Raw genomic sequence first — 22,684 nt, 5'->3', positions numbered from 1 at the left:
ATGAGACCCAATTTTATGGTCTTATCCCGTTATTTTTTTTGAAATTAGATCTGCTAATTGGAGAAAATAATTTTTAATTGTTGGGGATTACATGATAATAAATAGCCCAAAAATGACAAAATGTACCGAACAATACAAAGAAATGAAAAATCGCATGGTTGAATTTTAATCGATCGATGCTAAAAATTATTGCTCCGACGGTATAAGAAATTCCGCCTGCAAAAAGCCAAAACAAACCATCTCCAGACAGATTATCCAGCAAAGGTTTTACGGCAAACACTATAATCCATCCCATCGCCACATACATAATTGTGCTTAAGGTTTGAAATTTGCCGATAAAAAAGAATTTTAAAATGACTCCGGTTACCGCAAGTCCCCAAATAACTCCAAATATTATCCAACCTATAGTTCCTCTTAGCGTTACAAGCGCAAAGGGTGTGTACGTTCCCGCAATAAGAATATAAATTGAAGCATGATCTAAAATATTAAGTTTATACCGAAGTTTACGCTCTCTAACACTATGATAAAGTGTAGAGGCGGTATAAAGAATGATCATACTACAACCAAAAATCCAAAAGCTTATTTTTAATATGGTACCACCAAGTTCTGCCGACTTAATTATAAGTATAATTGACCCAAAAATACTCAACAGCAAACCTAGAGCATGCGAAATTATATTAACCCGCTCTTCAGATTTGGTGTAATATTTAATTCTATCGCGATCCCTCATTCTAATTATATTCACTTCAAAAATAAGTATTTTAAAGATTAATTTTTTACGTAGAAATATTTTGGTTTAAGGTTATTCTTCTACAACTTTCAAAATCATAAAAATTTGGTTTCTTTTTTCTGCCTAGACAAACTCAACAAATTATAAGTTTTATTTACCGTAAGTTAATATAGAAATACTTCCATTTAAAATTCAGCTAACTTAGTAAAGGCAAGCAGAAATTAATTTTGAAAAAAAATAATTATGATTTCAGAAGAGAAAAAAGCACTGCTAGATACTATTAACTTTCCAGTGAATTACGAGCAGAACGGACAATCGATAAAAGATGCAAACGGACTTTTTGTTTGTGATGTAAGAGGTTGGGGGAAAATTCAATTTATGGATAAAGCAGAAGAACGACATGATGCTATTGGATCTATTATCGCAGAACTTTTAAATGATTTTAAAACTTCTGAACAGACCAGTGCGAATGAAAAATAATATTTAAATATTCATTTCAAAATTAGTAATCTTAATAAGATAAAAACTTTAAGCGGCTCTAAAACTATTTTTAATCATTCGTGTTTTATTTTTCAAGAATAAAATAAACCGAATAATCAGGTTTTTCTTCATTCTCTTAATTTCTCTTTGCAGATGTGCATTTTCAGCTTTTACAAACTGTAGTTGATTAAGAAGATATGCATTTTGAGTTGAGATAAGATCGCCGCTAGCTTTATAAATATCATCCAGCCTATATTGCATAATTTGGCCTATGTTTTTAAACGAAAACTCCCTTTCCATATAAGCTTTAGCTTTATATGCTTTAAAATCTCTACATGATTTATTAAAGTAGGCTTCTTTTAATTTTGCAATTGCATCTTCTAAAAGAGGATGTCCCCAGATGGTATTCGAACAAAAATTCTTATCTACCTTCTCAATTGATCCTAATTTATAATCTACCAAAAAACTATTCTCTGCATTCATAAACTGCGTATTACCCGAATAATTGGTAGCGATGGTTGGCTTCCCTAAATACATAGCTTCAGCAAGGGTTAAACCGAAACCTTCTGAATGATGCATAGAAACATAACAATCGCAATCATTAATTAAGTGATTTATACCATCTTTTTCTAAATCGACATCATATATTTTAATGTTCTTATGCGAGGATGCTATTTTCAGTAATTGAGTATTTTCTTTTCTAAAAGCCATTGCTCCAGATGTTTTAATAACCAATTCTACAGGGTCATTCTCAGAGAACGCTCTGTTAAATGCATCAATAAGGAAAATTGGATTTTTCCTTTCCATCGAACTGTGATAACTGAAAATAAATAGAAAACTGAATTTAGTAGGATCAAAAAAGTTACGACCGATTTTCTTACCAATACCATTTAATTTAAATGCCACTGGATGCGGAACGATTGTGATTGGATTGTTATAAACCCTTTTAAATATCGATTTACAAAAAGAGGAAGCTGTCCAAATTTCGTTAAATAAACTTAGATTTTCGGAATGTTCTGGTGGCAGATATTCCGACTCCCACATTAAAAATAAGATGGTATATCTAAATTTGAATAATTCTGGATCTATAATTCTGAAAAAATTATCTAAATCTCTCAAAGAAATTTGAACTAAACTTACCGAATATTTGAACTCAACAATAAGATCTGGATTTTTCTTGATCTTTTCATAATCGATCAAATGAAGTGGTATAGCCTGACTTTTCGCTGCTTTAATATTTAATCGTACAGCTTCTCCCAAACCAAATTCGCCATCTATATATCCAATGATGTTTAAACCTTTATTCTTTGTATTCATATTAATTTGCTAAAACAGGAGCGGTATTTAATGATTGTAGAAAAACAAGATTTTTATACGTACCATTTTGTGCTAATAGTTCGTGATGTGTTCCTTTTTCGATAATCACTCCGTTCTTCATTACTACAATTAAATCGGCATTTTGAATTGTTGAGAGTCGGTGTGCGATTACAATAGATGTTCTATTTTCCATCATATTCTCCAAAGCATCCTGCACCAGTTTTTCCGATTCTGTATCTAAAGCTGAAGTTGCTTCATCAAGAATCATAATTGGAGGATTTTTCATGACTGCTCTGGCAATCGCTATTCGTTGTCTTTGCCCCCCTGATAATTGATATCCTCCATCCCCTACGCTGTATTGATAGCCCTTAGGGAAAGAACTTATAAAATTATGGGCGTTAGCAATTTTTGCAGATTCAATGATTTTACTTTCTTCAGGATTTTCTATACCTAAAGAAATATTGTTAGCGATAGTATCATTAAATAATATTGAATCTTGCGCCACAATCCCCATTTGATTTCTTAAAGAAGCTGCAGTTACATTTTTAATATCAACACCATCAAATGTTATACTGCCCTCGGTAACATCATAAAAACGAGTTAGTAAATTGGCTAATGTTGATTTCCCACTTCCCGATTCTCCTACCAAAGCCACAACCTTACCTTTTGGAACGGTCAGATTAAAATTCTTTAAAACATAATCATCTTTATATTTAAAAGAAACATTAGTAAATTTTATTTCTTTATTAAAACCTTTGATAACCTTCGCATCCGGTTTTTCTTCTAATGGATCTACTGCATCCAGAATTAAAGCGACCCTTTCGTAAGCAGCGTTCCCACCCATTAATGCATGATTTGCTTTGGTTATTGCTTTAGCCGGCGTTAAGATCTGATAGGCTAATCCCATATACGCAATAAAAGCACCTCCGCTTAAAGACTGATCGACCAAAACTAAAGATCCACCATAAATTAGCAGAATTGAAATGGCTAAAATCCCAAGAAATTCACTAGCCGGTGCAGCAAGGCTCATGGTTTTACCTATCGAATTATTCAGATTGTTTATATTGTCTGTAAATTCAAAAAACTTTTTAGAAAAAAAACGTTCAGAATTAAAGTTTTTGATAATTTTTATTCCGCCTAAAGTTTCTTCGATATTCGATAAAAGCTCACCTTCCATTGCAAAAATATTCCCTGATTGACTTTTTATTCCTTTTGTAATTTTAGTAATAAGAAAACCGGAAATGGGAATAAAAAAGAAAACGAAAATGGTCAATTTCCAACTAATTGCTATCATTCCTAGTAGTGTAAATAGAATCGTTAATGGTTCTCTAACCATCATTAAAACACTCATAAAAGAGACTTTAATGGTATTAATATCAGACGTCATTCTCGCAATTAAATCTCCTTTTCTTTCATTTGAAAAAAAAGCTACGTTTAAGCCTATAACTTTATTGTAAACATCTTGTCTTAAATCTTTTAAGATTCCATTGTTTAAATAGGTCATGTATAAGATAGAAAGATAATTGAACAGGTTTTTTAGCAGAAAGGTACTTAACACAAATCCCACTACGATAATTAAAGTAAATAAAGGCCCTTTAGTAATTTGTGTTGTGGTTATAAAGTAATTTAGATAATCCTCGAAATAATGAAGATCAAAATCCCTAATACCTTGGTAAACTGGCTTTACCGTTAATTTTTCGCCATCTTCAAACAGCACCTTTATCATTGGTAATAAGGATAACATGGATAGTGAAGAAAAGAGCGCATATAAAATATTGAAAACAACACTTAAAATCTGATAATTTCTATATGGAATAAGATATTTGAGAAATCTTTTAAAATTTTTCATTGGTAGTGAGGTAAATAGATGAAATTCTAAATTTATGCTTCAAGAATACTCTTGTACACATTAATGTATTCTTTAGCCGCTTTTGTCCAAGAGAAACTTTTGGCACGTTCAGCATAAATTGAGGTATAGTTCTCTCGATTATCTTCGTATGTCGACATTCCCTCTTCAAATATATTAGCCATATATTGTGGATCGAAGTTTTCCCAATAAAAAGAATGTTCCCCTCCTATTTCAGGCAAAGAAGAAAGACTGGAAAGAAATACAGGTTTACCAAACGTCATTGCTTCTATCACCGGTAATCCAAAACCCTCTCTTAAAGAAGGAAAAGCAAATGCTAAACAGTTTTTATAATAGAAAATTTTATCGGCTTCACTAATATGGCCGGCTAAGAATACTCTGTTTTCTAGTTTATCTTCTTTGATTTTTAATTTCAATTTTTCAGCATATTCGCTTTTTACTCCTCCTGCAATAATGAGGTTTATACCTTTAAGATATTTGATCATTTCCACCAGTGTATGAAAATTCTTTTTTTCATCTACCTGTCCTATGCAAAAAATAAAAGGCCTTAAAGATTCATTTTTACCGGCGGCAACATCGGTTATCGCTAAGCTGCCTGCCATAGAATTGCCATTATAAATTATATGTTCTGGCACTTTGGGTACATTAAAATATTGATGTGTTTGATTTTTAGTGTATTCTGAAATATATACTAAAGCCGAGCTTCTGTCTAATTTTTCTTTAAATAGCTTAATTCTGGTTTCTAAGCGTTTACCTTTATCCTCTTCCATAAAATTTATATCATGTATCGTGAGCAGATAAGGAATTTGATTTGAAAAAGGTTCGATCTTTGTATTTTGATTTACAGAATGCCATAAATTAAACTTACGCTTAATTCGAAAAAATGGATACCTGGTAATCTGATGATAAGTATGATAACGTAGATTATTCCCAATTTTACGTTTCGCAACAGTATTATTACAGTTTAAGGTTATCTCGTGTTCTGTTAAAAATTCACTTTCATCGCTTAGGGATTTAGCCAAATTCAAATTGAATTGCCCAAAACCGGAATAAAGATTTTGAATGTTGTGAGTTTCTAAGAACACCTTCTTCAAGCATTTCGAGTCTTTACCAAAAAGTGTTTGCATAGGTTTTCAAATTAGATAATAGGGGTTAGATTTTTAGTAAGCCTACATTTTCAAGATGAATAAACTCTAATTTGGTTGCGTTAAATAGGAATTTTGGTATATTATTTTTTGTCTAGAGCAAATAATTAAATGATTACCAAATATTTGAATTGTGATTTTTTTTTAAAAAAAACTGAATACACTTTCTTAGCGAAGTAGTCATGTTTATTTAAAGCAGTAATTTCTAATTAATAATTATACTTCAATTTTTCAATTTTGATTTCATTCTAATCTCAATATCTTTGTTGAAAATTTAGCTTTGAAAAAGATTTTTAGAACCATTTCTTTCTTTTTATTCATCGGGTGTCACCTTGCATTCCTTACTTCCGTTTTGTTTGAAAAGGTCAATAATCTTTGGCTAATATTAGGAGTGCTTTGTGCTAGCATACTTATAACTTATGCCTACTACCATAAAAGCATACAAGAGGAAGAGCATTTTCTGGATGATCTTCAAGATATCGTATATATTAGCTTTGGAGGTTTATTAACCTATTTTATTAGCACCAATTTAGAATTTGGAGCGGTAATCGCTGCTGGTTTTACAGGAACGCTTGCGTCTTACTTACCTTCGTTTTCTAAAAATTCGAAATGGCTTAAAAGAACTCCGGTTCCGCTTTACTGCGGTGCTTTTGTTGGGATGACGGCACCTAGCGTCTCATCTGGATATACCTTTATTATTTTCACCTGTTTTCTAACCGGTGTACTATTTATTTCAGCAAAAAATGTTTTTAATGGATTTGGAGGGAAACTAGGCACAATAGCTTTTGGTGGTGTAGCTTTATCCTCGTTAATCATTTATCTTCTTTTCTAATGGAAACGATATTGCTAACCTTAACCGGAATTTTTGGAAGTTTACTTACCTGGTTTATCAATAATCATAAAGCACAAGGAGCCGTTAGAGCTTCAGCACTCCCCTCTTTAGTAGTTGGATTATTTTTCTATATTTTTCCTAATGTCGTTTCTGACTATCTTACAAAAAATGTTCCGCTTGTTTTTATTGGTGCTTCGTTTGTGGGCATGGTTTCCATTAATATTATCTCAAAATGGTTTTACGTAGCTATTTCAGGATTAATTTTTAGCATTATTTATCTTAATACCGGTAAGTTTTTTAATGGATTTGGTGGCGCACTGGGCACCACGGCATGTATTTCGGTTTTAGTCGCTATTGGCCTGGCCAGGATTATCGAGCATCGCGGCATTAAAAAGAAAAGAAATCTTTGATCATTAACGATGGTTTTGAAAATTAAGCTATGCCTGGTCGTACCAAAGATTTCAATAAATAGAAAATTCACATTCGGAAATTAATTTTTCTATTTTTGTTTTAAATTGAACTTAATTCTTATGGAATTAAAAAGTATAAAGCCAAGAGCTGATATTGCACAAAACAAAAAGGCTTATAAGACTTTTTCGCAATTTATGGGTTTCACGGAAGTGATCAAACAACAAGAACTTACCGATCCTGTAATAGAAAAACTTAATGTTGAAATTGATAAAGCCAACGAAGCTCCCATCAAAAAACTGAAAAACCAGATAAGGAAAAGTCAGTTAAAAATGCTACAAATTATTGAAAAGGATTTAAAATTAGTTCCTAAAAACTACTATCAAAATACCTGGATTGCTATTGGTATTTCTGCAATTGGTATTCCTTTAGGGACTGTTTTCGGCTTAGTGCTAGATAATATGGCATATTTGGGACTTGGTATTCCTATTGGTTTAGCCATAGGCTTTGCAATTGGTTCCCAAAAAGACAAAAAAGCCAAAAAGGAAAACCGACAAATGAATATGGAGGTGTAATACTTCAAATTTGATAAATCCGAGACAATTTTCGGTAAATAAATCTTCAGCAAAATTGTATAAAAAAAGCCAGAAATATTTACAATTCTGGCTTTTCTAGTTTAATTTCTTCGGAAGAATTATTTTTTTGATTCCAAAATATCTCGATAAAATGGCACAATTTGATCTGCCATCATTTTATCTTCTTCAATAGATGGATGCGCACCACAACCAGTTTCAGAAATCGGTTCAAAATCAAAAACATGTATTTTCTTCCCTTCTCCTTCAAAATAACTAGCTACGCTATCTAAGCATCTGTGTAAAATTTCTTCTCGTTCTCCAGACACCATAGGGCTATCCAGTATGGCAATTTCTGGATTATCTCTTGTATCTATCAAATGCTTTACAAATTTGATATAAGCACCAACGTAATCATCTTCGCTAAACGGTAAACGTTCATGTTTACCATCTCCATCTGATAAATCGTTAGTTCCTAAATTGATACTTATTAAATCTGGATTAAAATCTTTGGAAGTATAACTTTTTGAACTATCCTCATTAAGATAAAGGTTGTCATAAACATCTGGCACTGTTGGCCCAGGAACATCCCAGTTTCTATACATTCCCCAACCTGAAATTGAAGATAATACAAAATCGGCTTCTAATCTATTGGCAGCAAGGGTAGCATAAGAATAGTACGCGTTGTGAGAATCAAACCAACCGCCCTGGTCACATGGATACTCTTTATTATCATTCCCAAAACCAGAGGTAATCGAATTTCCTATAAATTCAATTTTGGCTTCCGGTTTAGCAGGCGCTTTTGCAAGACTTTTAGCTTTAATACCGCTTAACACTAAATTACCCGTACTGGCTTCTGTAGCTTTATACAACTCTACTATCGTATCGTTTTTACTAACCGGGATTTTCATTGAATTTATCGTATCTCCCTCTACAATGGTTTTACCTTTATATTCACCATTTACTGCAACCGCCCAAAATGCATGTTGCTTAGGATCGTCGGTTTTAGAATACACTACGATGGTATCTTCTATTGTATTTTTAAAAGTAACTTTAGAGGCAGGACTAATCATTACCAAAGAAGAATCTCTTTGATCTGTTCTTCCAGAGATCGCAAAATATTTAGAGTCTTGTGGTGAATGTAATTTAGCCTGATGCTCTTCTTTTGTTTGCTTACAACTTAATAAGCTAGATATGGCAGCTAGGGTAAGTAAAATTTTCTTCATATAAAAATGATGTTCTAATAATTACAAATTCTAATTGAAGTAAAAATAAACTTAATTTTAGAACCTTAAATATTTCCTGTCTTTTTTAATTGATTCGATAAAAAAATTGTAATCTCGCGTTTGTAATCAACAAGCCCTTTAAATCTATAAACTTTCATTTCTGTATGAATAAGTCGCTAAAAATAATTTCGTTTAGTATTCTGCTTTTAACTCTTATTTTGAGTTGTAAGACTTTAAATGTGGGCTCTAACACTAATTTTTGTGTTTTAAAATGGGGAATGTTAGGTATGATAAAGCAAGATATTATTAGATTTTATGAGGTTGAAGCAGATCAATGGCAACAATGTGATACGCCAGATTTTAAGATTCCAGAAAATGATGATCTTCTTTTTGTAGGTGTAGGAAAAATTGGAGTCATTAAAGATCAGGATATTTCGTTTTATTCAGTGAATAATGAGGGAAATTGGGGAAAGAACTCAACGCCGGCTTTTCATTTAAAGAAACATCAAAAAGCGATGTCTGTTGGTTTAGGAACAATTGGTATTATTGAAAATAAAAAGATTAGGTTTTACGATACGAAAGAAGGTGCATGGACAGAAATTGATGATAAAGTTAGTGATTTTGATCTTCCAGAAAATGGTAAAATTGTCCCGCTAATGCTAGATCCTTTAGGCATAGCCTCTATTGGAATTGTCAATAATCAGGATTTAAAGATTTATCACTACAATACTAATTCCAAAACCTGGATTTTAAGTGATCTAGATTTTACGCTACCAAAATACGATGAAATTGTCTCAGTTGGTTTTGGCAATATTGGTATAGCAAATGGAGAGAAAATAAAATTTTTTCCGCTAGAAGCTATAATGAATAATAAGCTAATTCGCGATAAAATTCCAGAGATTCCAGACTTTAAATAATCCCCAAAAAATATCTTATTTTCCTTAAAAATTGAGCTGACAATAATCTTATTGATCATTTCTTCGGGAATTACTATTGAATAAAACCAGCATAGATTTTATCATTTAGTCTGAAAACTTTCAGCACTTTATCTTTATTTCCAGTCGTAAGAACTTATTTGATTTTTTTGAAATAATTCTCTGGTTTTTGTCAATTTTTGAAATATAAAACGACACAGTATTTTAATATTGCTTACTATTGAAGCATAATAATGATTCACAAAATTTAATCTAATGAATATCATTAAATCTAATTTGAGTAGAGTTCTGATTGTACTCTTTATATGCATTTGTAATGCTGGTTTCTCGCAACAAAAGAATTTTGAATTTGCAGAACGTTCGGTAGAACCAGGTACTAAAACCGAATTTTTATTACCGGTTAAGACCCATACTGATAGTTCTGTGATTCCGGTTACTGTATTTCATGGACAAAAAGAAGGTCCTGTACTTGGTATTGTTGCCGGTGTACATGGTACCGAATTTGTTCCAATTCTAGCTGCACAACAGTTAGCCAAAGACATTGATCCTAAAAACTTATCAGGTACGATTATTTTGGTACATATAGCAAATGTTGAAGGTTTTTTAAATCGTTCATTTCGCGTAAATCCTATCGATCAGAAAAATTTAAATCGTGTATTTCCCGGAGAACAAAATGGTAGCATGACCGAGCGCCTTGCCTGGACGATTTCTAATACGATAATTCCTGTTTGTGATTTTTATATCGACGTACACGCAGGCGATTATAATAACGATTTGCGTGCGTATGCTGGTTACTATAATTACTTTGATAAACCTGAAATTTCGAATAAAGCAAAAGACATTGCAGTTGCTATGGGATTTCCTTTTATTGTTCAATTTGGGAATCAGGAAACCCTAAAAGATAAAGCAATTTACACCTCTCGCGAAGCATTTATACAAGACATACCTGCAGTAGATATAGAGTGTGGCCGAATGGGAATTGTTGAAGAAAAATTTGTACAAAGAATTCAGCAAGCTCTATGGAATGTAATAGGACATCTTAATATGGCAGATGTTAAAGTTCCTGAAAATAAGACAGCAGTATTTATAGGACAACGCACAACAATTAATAGCGAAGAAACCGGCTTTTTCTACAGTGATTTTACCAGCGGTGACTACGTAAAAAAAGGAATGAAATTGGGCTATATCACCGATCTTTTTGGAAATCATCTTAAAGATGTACACTGCCCGGTAGATGGAATGATACTCTATAAAACATTTAATCCTCCAATTAAAAAAGGAGATGGTTTGTTTAGTATTGGTCACATCGATTAGTAAACCAATTAATTTTATAAAACAGCAAAACCCCCAAAATCTATTGGGGTTTTTGCTGTTTTTAAAGAACTCGGGGTATAAAATTATTCAGGAAGCTCTGGTGGCGTTTCCCGATGATTTACCGATTCTAAAGTTTTTAAAAATGCCACTAACGCATATTTCTCTTCTTTAGTTAAGTGTAATTTTTTCAGTAAAGGGGAAGTTGTTGGGAATAACGTATCGTTTACTTGATGATCTTTTCGTTTTGGTTGTGGCATTCCGGCGCTATATAAATTTACAATTCCGTATAAATTTTGAAATAACCCATTATGCATATAAGGCCCGGTTCTACTAATTTCTCGTAAAGTTGAAGTTTTAAATTTCCCAACATCTTCTTTATTACCGGTAACTTCATAACGCCCTAAATCTTCAAAAGGTCGCCCGTAATACGTTAAACCGGTATTATGAAATTTATTATCTGAAAAATATCCGGTATTATGGCAGTTGATACATCGAGCTTTGGTTCTAAATAAATGCATTCCTAGTACTTGCTGATCGGTAAAGCGCTCGCTTTCGCCTTTTATAAAACGATCAAACCTTGTTCGGCCACTAACAACAGTACGCTCGTAAGTAGCTATGGCTTTTTGAATGCGTTCTTTATTAACTGTTTTATCTCCAAAAGCGGCTTCAAATAAAGGTTCATAACCTCTTATTTCAGCAATTTTATCAGATGCTAAATTAATATGGAAATTCATTTCTAGCGTATCCTGAATAGGAAATTGCGCCTGATCTTCTAACGAACTAGCGCGACCATCCCAAAACAGAGTTTCAGCATAAGCCGAATTTAAAATCGTCATTGAATTCCGTCTACCTTCTCGTCTCAAATGCCCAAAACTATGCCGGCGGCCATCGCCCCAACCTAATTCAGAATCATGACAACTGGCACAAGCAATTTGTCCGCTAGACGATAAACGCGGATCAAAAAACAAGCTTTTTCCTAAGTCTTTTTTAGCTTCTGAATACGGATTATCTACCGGAAATTGAACGTCAGGTAAACTTCCTATATCTTTAAAATCAGCCTTATTAATTGTAGAATCTAAGCTAGGTTTTGGCCAGGTTGAAGAATCACCACTGCTATAAATTTCACGTAACCGATCTATATTATATTCTTGGTAAGCTTTAAAACCAAAAAAACTTATAATTATCGTAAAAATTAAAATTTTAAATAACGTGTGTCGCATGTTTTAATAATATACTTTTAAACTTGCTGAAACCGTCCACCTATTTGGAGTGATATTATCGAAATACTGTAAATTATTGAAGCTTTCTTGATAGCCTCCACCAATGGTAAAATAAGTATCGAGGTTTTTGAAAGAATTAAAATTGAATCCTAAATCTATAGATGTCTGCCAATTTGAAGCTGAAAATAATTCACTATTGGGAAGGGTCACTTCCTCATAAAAAAGCTTTTGTGTTAAACCGAAAAAATCTTTATCTTCAATAGAATCGAAATAAGAGGCATTTGGGTAATTAAATTGATGGTTTAAAGAAATGTTTACTTGTCCACTTATTTTGGGTAAAAAATCTAAATTAGGACTTATTTTATATCGCTTCATCGCATAAATTTTAGGCTGTAAAAAGGAAAACTCTAAACGAGATTGCTCTAAAACATCCTTCTGTTTAGAATTTGTAAATCCAAGGCCTAAACCTAGATCTGTTCTAGACTTTTCTTGTTTTGTTTTTAAATATCCAAAAATTAAGTTGGCTTTTGTAACCGAAGCTGAATAAGATTGCCCGCCTTTATTAGTAAGCGTATTTCCCGCTTTGGTATGCAATCCTGAAAACTGAAGTTTTAAATGACTATTTTCAGTTTGCTTTTTTAGCAGTAAGGCATCCAAAGAATAGGTTTTAGGCTCGTATTCTGCAAAAAACTCTTCTTCTTTGTGTTTATTAACTACGTTATTTTTCTTATAAGTGTCTTGTTTTTTCTGAAGATACCCAACATCTATATTTATAGTGTAAATTTCATTCTCCAGTGTATATCCAAGAGTAATACCTGCCTGATGATAATTACGCATGGTAGATGTCCAAAATGGATTTGAAAATGAACCATAGCCTGTTATCCACTTAATATACTGTCTATAATTTTTTGGTGAATCGTTACCGCTATTGGTATAATTTGTTTTATTGCTTACATCGGTAGCCCCATAAATTGCCTTTAGACTTAAATATTGAGATGGAGTAATTTGATAATTAAGCCCTGCATTAAAAACTAATTCATTAAAAGTTATCTGATCACGAGGATCTCTATCGTTCCTGTATTTATTAAAGAGATGGTAATTTACTTCAGCTAACGCATGCCATTTATTATTTATAGGAAATACAATTCCTCCATTAATATCGTAATCTTGATTACTCCAATTACCGGGTCTGGCCACCCCAAAATAATGCGGATCTTCCATAAGTCCGTTTTCCGGAAGCTGGTAACTTAAGTTCCATTTCAAGTTTTTATAGTACGATTTGGTTATCGATAAATCACCATAAAATAAAATTCCGCTTTCATTCTTAAAAATCCCTTGAGTTTGTAAACCAAAATCCTGCATTTGGGAAGGGATTCTAGCATCTTTAAAATCCCCTCCTTCTGCAGTATAGAATAATCCTGTTTCGGTATAGTTTTTTACCGGCAAATACAAATAATTAAATGGATTAACTTTTTCAGCAGTTAAAATATCAGAAAAAAAAGTATTTCCCGCCGGTGTAAATTCTTGAGCGCTAAGCGTTCCTAGATTTACACAACACATTACTATACATATTCGTAAAAAACGATACCGTTTCATTTAAAAAGTGGTTGTAATTTCTACAATTGGTTTTTCTGATACTTCAAAATCGTTACTACTGTTATTCGTGTCTTGATAGAATACTTTTCCATCCTTTTCAGATTTCACCTTACGGATTACCGATTCTGAAGAGTATTTTCCGCTAATCGTTGCTATTTGCCCTGCATCTACACTATTTGGCAATCTTGGTGGTTTTGGTTTAGCAGGATCTGTATTTTGTATTTCTACCCCGTCTAAAACATATTCTACAGGTATTTGCATATATGTTGAAGTTTCTTCATCAAATCCATCATCATTTACAGAAGGTAATGGCACGGTATTAATTGCTTGGTATTCATCATCGTTAGCTCGAAAAATCACCAATGCTTCACGACCAAAAACATCTAATATTAGATCATTCCCTTTAAAAGTTTTAAAAACGATATTTAAATTTGTTGAGTTTGGATTATCAATATCAGAGTCGATTCCATTTCCGCCGGTAGAGGCAAAATAATCCTGATAAAAAGCTTCAAAAGGAGCCTGACTTAAATCTACCGTTAATGATGGATCTTCTACTTCATAAGTTACCGGTTCTCCATCACTGTCGACTGTATTTAATGGTGCTTTATGATTTACTGCAGTAGCTGCAATAATTACACTTTGTCCTGATGCTAATGGATATTCTTCTCCACTACCCGGAATTTGTAATACTTCTTCAGCATATACATAAGCTGTGTTCGCATTGTCAGGATCTTGTTGGTTAATAGATTGGCTCCAATCGTACTGTCCATTAGGCAAGTTATAATCTCGAATAGTAGAACTAATACTATTTTGTCCTTTTACCTGAGCAAAATACAAACCATCTAAATAAATAGTTTTATTAGAATTATTATGAATTTCTACAAACTGATCACGGTATAAAGCGCCTCTTTTTACATCTGATCCCGAAAAGTAGATTTGCTTAAACACTAAATCTCCAATTTGTCCCGTCACTAAAGAAATTTCGGTAGTGGTGTTTGTTTCTGAAATACTTACATTAGATAAACTACCATTAAATATTACCTCGTTAGTAACTTCTTTGCCAGAAAATGCTTCATATTCTGCTGCCGTATACTGCTTACTTACATTGACATTATAAGTTCCCGGAACTACTTCTATTGTAGCATTTCCTGAAGCATTAGTTGTTATATTATAAGTTTTGCCATCTTCTACGTTTTCTAAAGAAATTGTAGCTTCTTCTGCCGGTTTATTATCTTCATCTGTACCAAGGTCTACGGTAAATTGATGTGAAACGACATTTATGAAATTATCGTCGTCACTACACGATAAAAAGAACAGACCAATAAGGCCTAACAAATAAAACTTTCTCATTGATTATATATTTAGATTAGAATTGATAATTAATTTGCGCTCCGAAACTTATAGGTTCATTTTGTAAGCCCTCATGATTTCCAGTAGCTACCAGGGGTTGATAATTTAAAAAGTTGGTAACATACATCGATAGACTTAAATTGTTTTCAAATTCTTTTGTAAGTCTTAAATGAAAATTATGATAAAGATGCGTGACTCTATCTCTAGAATCTGATGGGTTTTTAAGTAAACCTTCAAACTCTTGATTATCTCGATTCGCGTCTGTTATAGGAATACGATCTCCATTCCCATTTATATAAGCAAACGGATAAATTGATTCTATTGTAGCATAAGTGGTTCTTCGCGTAAACTGTTCTGCCGTTAGCGAAATTAACAAGCCTAATTCAGATAGATGATAACTTGCGGTACCTCGTAATTTCAAATCGTCTGATTTAGAAGGAAAACTTTTAAAAAGGCCAAATGGAACAGCCGTATTTGCTTGATCTGAATTAGAGGTTATGATTTCATCGAAAGAGTTATTTTCGGTATATACATATCTTCCTGAAAAACTAAACGAGGTATTGATCGCTTCAATTTTCTTGAAGGTTGCAAAAAACTCTATCCCAGCATCTGTTGTTTCTTGAGAATTTTGTGGCAAACTATAAGTTTCTACCCGATTAGAATACCCTGTTACATTATAGTCTGGAGCGTTATTATCTTCGGGATACGTAAATTCGACTTCAGGATAATCAAAATTTACTAATTGCTTAACCCCAACAATACCATCAAAAGTTCGATTGTAATAAGCGGTTAGACTGAAATTAGCAAAATTAGCGTTGTAATTAGTTCCCAGCTCGTACTTCCAAATTTTAGAAGGTTCTAAATCTAATTTGTCAATAGCAATTTTATAGGTTTGTATTAAATTAAACGCATAATCATTGGTTCGGATATCTCTAATTAAATAATCGTAGTATTTATCACTTGGGAAAATTTGTGAAAGTGATGGTGCTTTAGAAGCGAAACCTATACCGCCTCTTATACTCCACTTTCTAGATAATTCGTACCCGAAATTTATACGCGGGCTAATACTTGAGAATCCATTTTGATTATCATACCGTAAACCAATATTGGCAAATAAATCGTGCCCATTTGCAAAAGTATAGGTGCTGTTATCTTGAAAATATACTCCGTAATTCTTCCGTGGAGTCACTAAATTTCTATAAGAAGCTGGTCTAAAACCTACATCTCCAGTACCTCCATTTTCAATAGTAAGATCAGAATAAGCTTCGTCGGGATCAAAACTTGATCCTTTACCTTTATTATCACTATAACTAAAATTGAAACCTGCCGATAAATTATGACTTAATCTTTTGTTACTAAAAGATTTCCTAAGCGATACTTTAGTATTTAAATTTAGCGGTTGGCCAAAAACTTCTTTAACAGACAAATAAGAAACAGGAGTATAATTACCAGTATATAAACTAGTTTCTAAAGCAGTAGGTATAACCTTCCCTCCGTTATTTAAAAAAAATTGTTTATAAGAATGTTGCTTAGCATAAGAAAATCCAGTATTAAATTCAATATTATCGATTATAGCTGTATTCGCATTCCAAAACAAACGGTTACTGAGTCGGATACCCCTATCCTTTTTAAACTTAGCTTCTCTTTTTCCGGTATCATTTTCTTTATCGTACGTAACATCATTTAGATTATCATGAAAATTAAGAGAAAATGTATTTCGAAGTTTTTTGTCGTGAGAATTAACGGTCCAAATAGCAGAGGCCGTTAACCGATCATAACTATCTAACTGATCGGTAGGACTATTATTCGCATTTAAATAATTGATAGAGAAACTTAAGTTTCCGGCGTTTTCTCCTAAACTATATCCTTTATCTAAACTTACCTGAGTAGTCCCTTGCCGTAAACTAGCCATTACCCGATAAGGGCTTATCCCGGCTTTTCGATCGATTTTAATTAAGCCGGTAGTTAAATTTCCATATTCCGCATCGGGTATTCCGGCAATAACTTCTATTTTTTCAATATTAGAAGCCGGTATGGTATTTAAATCTAAACCATTAGAAGGATTATCTAATTTGGTTAGCCCTTTATTGCTACCCCCATCATAGGTTTGCATATTTTCATCATTAGAAATTTGCAAGCCATCAATCATATACGCAATTCCAAAAGCATTAGTGTTACTAACTCCTGCTGTTCTTAAATTAAGAATTTTAGTTTCAGTGAAATTTGGTGGTTGTATTTCTTGCCCTAGTAATTGCTGTAAAATATCAGAAAGGCTAAACGACTGGCGTTGATTTACGGCATAATCATCCAAAACTACTGCAGATCCCACTTTACTTCTTTTAGGTACTGCGGTGACGGTAACATCGTCTAATTTTAAGTTGTCGTCTTGCAACCGAACAGTAAGGATTTGGCCAAAATCTTTAATATCATCTTGGGTAATTTGCTGTTCTTTTTTCCCGAGTATTTTAAAATTCAACTCAAAACGCTGAGGATTACTTATTTTTATTGAAAAATATCCCTTAGCATTGGTAATTGTCCACGCATTACTTTCTTCGTCACTAATTAAAACACCTTCTAAAACCTGATCATTTTCATCACTTATAACTCGACCGGAAAGACGTGATTGGCTATACGAGAATGTACAGCTTAATATAAATAACAAAGTAATAAATCGCATATAGTAGGGATTTGCGGCTGCAAATATATACTTATTTAGATTTAATACAAATAAAATTAATTGAATATCAATTAGGCCTTTATACTATTTTCTTAGAAGATAATTCAGTTTTTAAATTTAATGCGCCAATCGATTTATTTGTAAATTTAATACCGATTATTAAGTGTTATTTTTCATCAATCATAAAAAAAACAATAAAAAATTAAAAAATATATGAAGCAGTTATTATTTTTTACTTTAATATTTTGTAATGTATTTGTTAGCGCTCAAAACTCTACTGAAATTAAAGTTGAAGGCGGATTCATTAAAGGCTACAACGAAAACAATTTAACTATTTTTAAAGGTATTCCGTTCGCAGCTCCTCCAGTTGATGAATTACGTTGGAAAGCTCCACAACCCGTAAAAAAATGGGAAGGTATAAAAAACACTACTAATTTTGCGCATTCTCCCTTTCAGCCCGGAAATCCTGTTGCGGGAAAAAGTGAAGATTGCCTTTATTTGAATGTTTGGACACCTGCCAAAAGTAATGACGAAAATTTACCGGTTATGGTATGGATTTATGGAGGAGGTTTTAGTTTTGGAAGTAGTGCAGAACCTGTGTGCGATGGTTCTTCTCTTGCAAAAAAGGGAGTGATTGTAGTATCTATAGCTTATAGAGTAGGCCCGTTAGGATTTTTAGCTCACCCTGAATTAAGCAAAGAAACTCAATCCAACATCTCTGGAAATTATGGGTTATTAGATCAAATCGCCGGATTAAAATGGGTTCAAAATAATATTAAAAGTTTTGGTGGAAACCCGAATAATGTCACCATTTTCGGAGAGTCTGCCGGAGGTATTTCTGTTAGTATGTTATGTGCCTCTCCCTTAGCTAAAGGCTTATTTAAAGGAGCTATTTCACAAAGTGGAGGTTCGTTTGGTCCTACTCGAAAAACTACGTATCCGGGTGAAAATATGAAAACGCTTAAACAAGCAGAAGCGGATGGAGTTGAATACTTGAAAAAAGCAGATGTATCTTCTATTGAAAAACTTCGAGAATTACCCGCAGACGATTTACCTATGGGAATGGGTATGGGAAGTAACTGGCCCATAGTTGATGGTTATGTTATTCCGGATGCTCAATATGAATTATATAAAGAAGGAGACTTTAATGATGTTCCGGTTTTAATTGGTTATAATTCTGATGAAGGAGCTTCATTTTCAAGAGAAAAAACTCCGCAACAGTATATAGAAAACGTTCAAACTCGATATGGTAAATTTTCAGATAAACTTATTGAAGCTTATCCGGTTTCTGAAAATAAAGTTCCTAAAACAGCTAGAGATTTAACACGTGACGCCGCTTTTGGTTGGCATACTTGGAAGTGGGCCAATTTGCAATCTCAAAAAGGGAATACCAATGTATTTTATTATTATTTCGATAAACATCCGGAGTATCCAAAAGATTCTCCACAATATGGATATGGCTCTCCTCACGGGCAAGATATAGCTTATGCTTTTATGAATTTAGAGGTGGTAAATAAGGGAGACATTTCAGCTTCAGATAAAAAATTAGCTGAACTCATGGGAACCTATTGGACCAACTTTGCAAAATACGGGAATCCGAATAGCCCATCGGTTCCAGAATGGCCTAGCTTCAGTAAAAATAATCCAAAAGTGATGTATTTGGATGCTAATCCGCATTTAGGACCTGTACCAAGTGAAAATTCGTTAAAAGTTTTAGATGACTATTTTGAATGGAGATATACTCCTGAAGGAAAAATTTGGGGAGAAATCACTAAAATAAATAAACGCTGGTAAAATTTAAAAACAATTCTACCAGCGTTTTTAATAGTTATTTAGAGTACTTTATACTGCAAATAAAAAGGAAGCAATAATCATCCAGCTACCTACAATCAAGCCTAAAATTCCTAATTTTCCTTGTTTGGGAGCTATTTTCTCTCTTAAAGTAGCTGCTTTTTCTTGTGCCGCGGCATTATTTTTAAGCAACAGACTATTAATAAGTGCAAAACCAAGCATAAAACCTAAACCAGCTTCTACAACACTACCTGCTAATAACGTTGCCCACCAGATAGGAGCTGAAGTTAACCATCCTAAATTAAGGATAGCTGAAATAATTCCCCAAGCTCCAAAGATGCAAAATACCAGCCCAATCCAGCCCTGATAAGGAGCTACTTTAGCCAACAATTCTTCGGCGTTTGGCTTTTTTGAAAGAATTAAGGATGGCACTGCGATGATGCTTAATAAAATGAGAGTGATACCGTAAATCATAATTTGTATTTTTTATTTTTTACAAAGATGCAACGAAGTACTGCTTCATTTATAACCCGTATATTGGGAAAAAATACACCCTGTTTTCAGGGAGCTTATTCTAAAATACCATTCTCAAGCGCATAACGAGTTAAACCTGCTAAGTTACGCACCTGTAATTTTGATATTAGATTTTTACGATAACTTTCTATAGTATGCTTGCTTAAAAAAAGTTCATCTGCAATTTCTTGAGTAGTATATTCTTTGGCTATTAATTTTAAAACCTCTTTTTCTCTTTTGGTTAATTTCACCACTGGTTTTTTACGAGTTTCAAGCATTGTATCCATCAAAACTTGTTTAATACGTGCCGAGAAATAAGTCCCTCCATCTAAAATGGTTGTAATTGCGTTTAATAATTCTCGCTTTTCAGAATTTTTAGAAATATATCCCTCTAAACCTGTTTCGGTAAGTTGCTTTATTGTTTCTCCATCTTCCGACATACTAACGACCAAGGTTTTCACATTCGGGAATTCCTTTTTAATTGCTGAATTTAATGCGATACCATCCATTCCTGGCATACTAAGATCTGTAATTACTAAATCTATTGCTTCATCTGTATTTATCTGTAAATACTTCAACACCTGTTCGCCATTAGTAGCGGTAAGTTTTACATCTATATTTTCTTCGTCGTTTAAAATACTTTTTACACCATCAATAAACATGGCATGATCGTCGGCAATAATTATAGTATATTTCATTATTCTTCAGTAAATTTTATTTTGGGAAATTCAATGCTTATGACAGTCCCCCTATTTTTAGCACTATCTATAGCAATTGTTCCATTATATTCTTGAACACGCTGAGTAATATTTCTAAAACCGATGCCTTTAAAATTACCTTCAGTATTAAATCCAACCCCATCATCATCATATAATAAAGAAAGGCTATACTCTTCTTCAGGCATAATTATCTGTATACTAACCAAACTAGCTTCAGAATGCTTTATTGCATTTGTTACTAACTCTTTACAAATATTAAAAAGCGTAACCTGCATTTTTTCAGGAACTTTATTAATTCTTGCTTCGGGATATGCGCTAAATTCGATATCCAGACTTTCGGTTCCCCTTAGTTTATCTAAGTAACTTTTAATAAGACTGCTAAATGCTTGTTCCTCAAACTCTTTTGGAATTAGGCTATGCGAGATTTCGCGTACTTGTTGGTAGGTAGCATCTAATTGACCTATAATAGTTAGTTCTTTTGAAGAGCTATTTCCATTATTCATCTGTAATTTTATGGCCGCAAGATTACCACCAATGCTATCATGTAATTCTCTAGCTATTCGATTACGTTCTTCATTTTGCGCCTTAATGCTTGTTTTGGTTAAATCTAATTCTTGTTTTTGCAATAAGGCTTGTACTTCTTTTTTATTTAAATCTTCTTGTTTTTTGTTTAACAAGCTTTGTGTCTGTAATTTCTGATAATACACAATTAACAAGAGTATTATTGGTATTAAAATCACCAGAAATCCAATTAAAAAAGCATTTTTTGTAGTTCTTTGATGATCAATTTCTGCTTCTTTTTTTAATTGCTCTTTTTGCAATTTATTAATCTCTTGCTCTTTTTTTAAGGTTTCATATTTAAGCTCGATATCTCTAACTAAACGTTGATTTTGCTTTTTAGCTATGGAGCGAGTAATCGATTCTTTTTGCGTCATTAAACTATATGCATTTTTATAGTTATCACGAGCCTTATACAATACCACTAATAAATTAATTATATCGCGTTGTAATTCTAACCGATTCCAATTTATAGTATTGGCGTAGGCTGTACTCAATGCAAATTCTGCCATTTGGTAATCTTCCATTCGGATGTAAAGACTACCTTCTGCTAAAACACTTTTTATATATAAATCGTACAAACTAAATTCTAGAGCTTTCTGTTTAGTTTGTTGGAACATTTGTATTGCTTTTTCCTGATTACCGGTTAAAGACGTAATTTGTGCATTTGCAATTTCAACCCGTAACTGTAAGGCTAAAAAATTGTTGATTTTTTTATGCTGAAGCACTTCTAACACTAATTTTTGTGCTTCATCAAAGTCTTTATCGAGAATGGCTACATCTATCTTTAAAGCATCTATAGAAAATGCTAGCTTTAAATTTTGTGAAGGATTTTTTATCTGATTTAAATATAAAACCGTTTTATCACGATCTCTTTTTAAAAAATAGGTTTCAGCCAAGCCTAATTTTAAAAAAGCATTAATTTCAGCTTCTCCTGAAATTTCCATTCCTTTTATAAAACTGGCTATAGCCTCGTCTAAAAGGCCAATATCTCTTTTGCCAATAGCTTCATAATACAGTCCTAACTGCTCAAATTTATTCTGAAGTGACGAGTTATTTAATAATTTAGATTCTTGTTGTATTTTTTGCCCATAAACTAATAATGAATCTACGCTTCCTGAAATTTTGAAAATCTGAGAAATAGTATCTAGGTAAAATAATCTGTTTAACGGATTTTTTGCGGTTTTTAAATGGTTATAATACTTAATAGGTACACCACTGGGTAAATTTGAAAAAGACCGGAAATTAATATCTTCATCTTGGGCATGGAGTTGAAAAAGTATTCCAAAAAATAGCCAAAAAAAGATTTTCTTAAAGCTCATACCCCTTTAGATTGCTACAAAATTACTTTATAATTTTAAAATTGAATCTTAAAATCTTCATTATTATTAGCCAATAATGGAGGTGATTTTTAGCAGCGAAGGTATAAGTTTT

General features: G+C 32.8%; 19 protein-coding genes. 7 read left to right on the top strand and 12 right to left on the bottom strand.

Annotated elements, in window-relative coordinates; translation table 11 throughout:
- Positions 1–73: 73 nt before the first annotated feature.
- Entirely contained in the window at positions 74–745 is a 672-nt protein-coding gene (gene trhA, locus PBT91_RS05990; protein WP_333474238.1) for a PAQR family membrane homeostasis protein TrhA, read from the bottom strand.
- A 228-nt stretch (positions 746–973) separates the two neighbouring features.
- Between trhA and PBT91_RS05985 the strand changes: the two genes are divergently transcribed.
- Positions 974–1,210 carry a hypothetical protein gene (locus PBT91_RS05985; RefSeq protein ID WP_270060865.1) on the top strand — a complete coding sequence of 79 codons (237 nt, stop codon included), beginning with the start codon at positions 974–976 and terminating at the stop codon, positions 1,208–1,210.
- 48 nt (positions 1,211–1,258) lie between these two features.
- Here the strand turns inward: PBT91_RS05985 and PBT91_RS05980 are convergent, their stop codons facing one another.
- The 3 genes from PBT91_RS05980 to PBT91_RS05970 are packed head-to-tail and all read right to left on the bottom strand — an operon-like array spanning position 1,259 to position 5,521.
- Positions 1,259–2,527: a glycosyltransferase gene (locus tag PBT91_RS05980; RefSeq protein ID WP_270060864.1), complete on the bottom strand. Its 1,269-nt coding sequence runs from the start codon at positions 2,525–2,527 to the stop codon at positions 1,259–1,261.
- 1 nt (position 2,528) lies between these two features.
- Positions 2,529–4,376 (bottom strand): ABC transporter ATP-binding protein, encoded by a 1,848-nt coding sequence (locus PBT91_RS05975; protein ID WP_270060863.1) that lies wholly within the window; start codon positions 4,374–4,376, stop codon positions 2,529–2,531.
- Positions 4,377–4,408: 32 nt separating this feature from the next.
- The gene (locus PBT91_RS05970) at positions 4,409–5,521 is read right to left on the bottom strand and encodes a glycosyltransferase family 4 protein (protein WP_270060862.1); all 1,113 of its coding nucleotides are present in this window, start codon (positions 5,519–5,521) and stop codon (positions 4,409–4,411) included.
- A 298-nt stretch (positions 5,522–5,819) separates the two neighbouring features.
- Here PBT91_RS05970 and PBT91_RS05965 point away from each other — a divergent pair, with 298 nt between their 5' ends.
- From PBT91_RS05965 to PBT91_RS05955, 3 genes are all read left to right on the top strand, one after another.
- A complete protein-coding gene (locus tag PBT91_RS05965) occupies positions 5,820–6,371 on the top strand; it encodes a hypothetical protein (protein WP_270060861.1) in 552 nt (183 codons plus the stop codon).
- Positions 6,371–6,781 (top strand): hypothetical protein, encoded by a 411-nt coding sequence (locus tag PBT91_RS05960; RefSeq protein WP_270060860.1) that lies wholly within the window; start codon positions 6,371–6,373, stop codon positions 6,779–6,781. Before PBT91_RS05965 ends, PBT91_RS05960 begins: the two co-directional genes overlap by 1 nt.
- A 120-nt stretch (positions 6,782–6,901) precedes the next feature.
- Complete coding sequence (locus PBT91_RS05955; RefSeq protein WP_270060859.1) at positions 6,902–7,354, top strand: hypothetical protein; 453 nt, start codon at positions 6,902–6,904, stop codon at positions 7,352–7,354.
- A gap of 119 nt (positions 7,355–7,473) precedes the next feature.
- Here the strand turns inward: PBT91_RS05955 and PBT91_RS05950 are convergent, their stop codons facing one another.
- Positions 7,474–8,577 (bottom strand): SGNH/GDSL hydrolase family protein, encoded by a 1,104-nt coding sequence (locus PBT91_RS05950; protein ID WP_270060858.1) that lies wholly within the window; start codon positions 8,575–8,577, stop codon positions 7,474–7,476.
- 164 nt (positions 8,578–8,741) lie between these two features.
- Between PBT91_RS05950 and PBT91_RS05945 the strand changes: the two genes are divergently transcribed.
- Complete coding sequence (locus tag PBT91_RS05945) at positions 8,742–9,494, top strand: hypothetical protein (protein WP_270060857.1); 753 nt, start codon at positions 8,742–8,744, stop codon at positions 9,492–9,494.
- A 273-nt stretch (positions 9,495–9,767) separates the two neighbouring features.
- Positions 9,768–10,826 (top strand): succinylglutamate desuccinylase/aspartoacylase family protein, encoded by a 1,059-nt coding sequence (locus PBT91_RS05940; protein ID WP_270060856.1) that lies wholly within the window; start codon positions 9,768–9,770, stop codon positions 10,824–10,826.
- Between the two features lie 83 nt (positions 10,827–10,909).
- On the opposite strand, the gene PBT91_RS05935 is transcribed toward PBT91_RS05940, so the two are convergent.
- From PBT91_RS05935 to PBT91_RS05920, 4 genes are read right to left on the bottom strand one after another with little or no spacing between them, the layout of a single operon-like run.
- On the bottom strand, positions 10,910–12,046 hold the full coding sequence (locus PBT91_RS05935) for a cytochrome-c peroxidase (protein WP_270060855.1): 1,137 nt from the start codon (positions 12,044–12,046) through the stop codon (positions 10,910–10,912).
- 3 nt (positions 12,047–12,049) lie between these two features.
- On the bottom strand, positions 12,050–13,642 hold the full coding sequence (locus PBT91_RS05930) for a DUF6850 family outer membrane beta-barrel protein (protein ID WP_270060854.1): 1,593 nt from the start codon (positions 13,640–13,642) through the stop codon (positions 12,050–12,052).
- Positions 13,643–14,992: a DUF4876 domain-containing protein gene (locus tag PBT91_RS05925; RefSeq protein ID WP_270060853.1), complete on the bottom strand. Its 1,350-nt coding sequence runs from the start codon at positions 14,990–14,992 to the stop codon at positions 13,643–13,645. It lies immediately after the preceding gene.
- Between the two features lie 16 nt (positions 14,993–15,008).
- On the bottom strand, positions 15,009–17,669 hold the full coding sequence (locus PBT91_RS05920) for a TonB-dependent receptor (protein WP_270060852.1): 2,661 nt from the start codon (positions 17,667–17,669) through the stop codon (positions 15,009–15,011).
- Positions 17,670–17,882: 213 nt separating this feature from the next.
- Here PBT91_RS05920 and PBT91_RS05915 point away from each other — a divergent pair, with 213 nt between their 5' ends.
- The gene (locus tag PBT91_RS05915; protein WP_270060851.1) at positions 17,883–19,463 is read left to right on the top strand and encodes a carboxylesterase/lipase family protein; all 1,581 of its coding nucleotides are present in this window, start codon (positions 17,883–17,885) and stop codon (positions 19,461–19,463) included.
- 48 nt (positions 19,464–19,511) lie between these two features.
- Here the strand turns inward: PBT91_RS05915 and PBT91_RS05910 are convergent, their stop codons facing one another.
- The 3 genes from PBT91_RS05910 to PBT91_RS05900 form a co-directional block, all read right to left on the bottom strand.
- Positions 19,512–19,934, bottom strand: coding sequence for a hypothetical protein (locus PBT91_RS05910; protein ID WP_270060850.1), 423 nt, complete (start codon positions 19,932–19,934; stop codon positions 19,512–19,514).
- 95 nt (positions 19,935–20,029) lie between these two features.
- Positions 20,030–20,671: a response regulator transcription factor gene (locus PBT91_RS05905; protein ID WP_270060849.1), complete on the bottom strand. Its 642-nt coding sequence runs from the start codon at positions 20,669–20,671 to the stop codon at positions 20,030–20,032.
- Entirely contained in the window at positions 20,671–22,572 is a 1,902-nt protein-coding gene (locus PBT91_RS05900; RefSeq protein ID WP_270060848.1) for a tetratricopeptide repeat-containing sensor histidine kinase, read from the bottom strand. The genes PBT91_RS05905 and PBT91_RS05900 overlap by 1 nt, the downstream gene beginning before the upstream one ends.
- Positions 22,573–22,684 lie beyond the last annotated feature (112 nt).

Source organism: Zunongwangia sp. HGR-M22 (assembly GCF_027594425.1).
In the GTDB taxonomy this organism is placed as follows: domain Bacteria; phylum Bacteroidota; class Bacteroidia; order Flavobacteriales; family Flavobacteriaceae; genus Zunongwangia.
Note: the sequence above shows the minus strand (reverse complement) of the source record. Positions and strands in the feature narration are given on the sequence as shown.

Coding starts and splice junctions, on each gene's coding strand:
- PBT91_RS05910 (WP_270060850.1), bottom strand. CDS start 19,934: ATGATTTACGGTATCACTCTCATTTTATTAAGCATCATCGCAGTGCCA.
- PBT91_RS05985 (WP_270060865.1), top strand. CDS start 974: ATGATTTCAGAAGAGAAAAAAGCACTGCTAGATACTATTAACTTTCCA.
- PBT91_RS05900 (WP_270060848.1), bottom strand. CDS start 22,572: ATGAGCTTTAAGAAAATCTTTTTTTGGCTATTTTTTGGAATACTTTTT.
- PBT91_RS05930 (WP_270060854.1), bottom strand. CDS start 13,642: ATGAAACGGTATCGTTTTTTACGAATATGTATAGTAATGTGTTGTGTA.
- PBT91_RS05920 (WP_270060852.1), bottom strand. CDS start 17,669: ATGCGATTTATTACTTTGTTATTTATATTAAGCTGTACATTCTCGTAT.
- PBT91_RS05945 (WP_270060857.1), top strand. CDS start 8,742: ATGAATAAGTCGCTAAAAATAATTTCGTTTAGTATTCTGCTTTTAACT.
- PBT91_RS05970 (WP_270060862.1), bottom strand. CDS start 5,521: ATGCAAACACTTTTTGGTAAAGACTCGAAATGCTTGAAGAAGGTGTTC.
- PBT91_RS05935 (WP_270060855.1), bottom strand. CDS start 12,046: ATGCGACACACGTTATTTAAAATTTTAATTTTTACGATAATTATAAGT.
- PBT91_RS05975 (WP_270060863.1), bottom strand. CDS start 4,376: ATGAAAAATTTTAAAAGATTTCTCAAATATCTTATTCCATATAGAAAT.
- PBT91_RS05905 (WP_270060849.1), bottom strand. CDS start 20,671: ATGAAATATACTATAATTATTGCCGACGATCATGCCATGTTTATTGAT.
- PBT91_RS05940 (WP_270060856.1), top strand. CDS start 9,768: ATGAATATCATTAAATCTAATTTGAGTAGAGTTCTGATTGTACTCTTT.
- PBT91_RS05955 (WP_270060859.1), top strand. CDS start 6,902: ATGGAATTAAAAAGTATAAAGCCAAGAGCTGATATTGCACAAAACAAA.
- PBT91_RS05960 (WP_270060860.1), top strand. CDS start 6,371: ATGGAAACGATATTGCTAACCTTAACCGGAATTTTTGGAAGTTTACTT.
- PBT91_RS05925 (WP_270060853.1), bottom strand. CDS start 14,992: ATGAGAAAGTTTTATTTGTTAGGCCTTATTGGTCTGTTCTTTTTATCG.
- PBT91_RS05915 (WP_270060851.1), top strand. CDS start 17,883: ATGAAGCAGTTATTATTTTTTACTTTAATATTTTGTAATGTATTTGTT.
- PBT91_RS05950 (WP_270060858.1), bottom strand. CDS start 8,577: ATGAAGAAAATTTTACTTACCCTAGCTGCCATATCTAGCTTATTAAGT.
- PBT91_RS05980 (WP_270060864.1), bottom strand. CDS start 2,527: ATGAATACAAAGAATAAAGGTTTAAACATCATTGGATATATAGATGGC.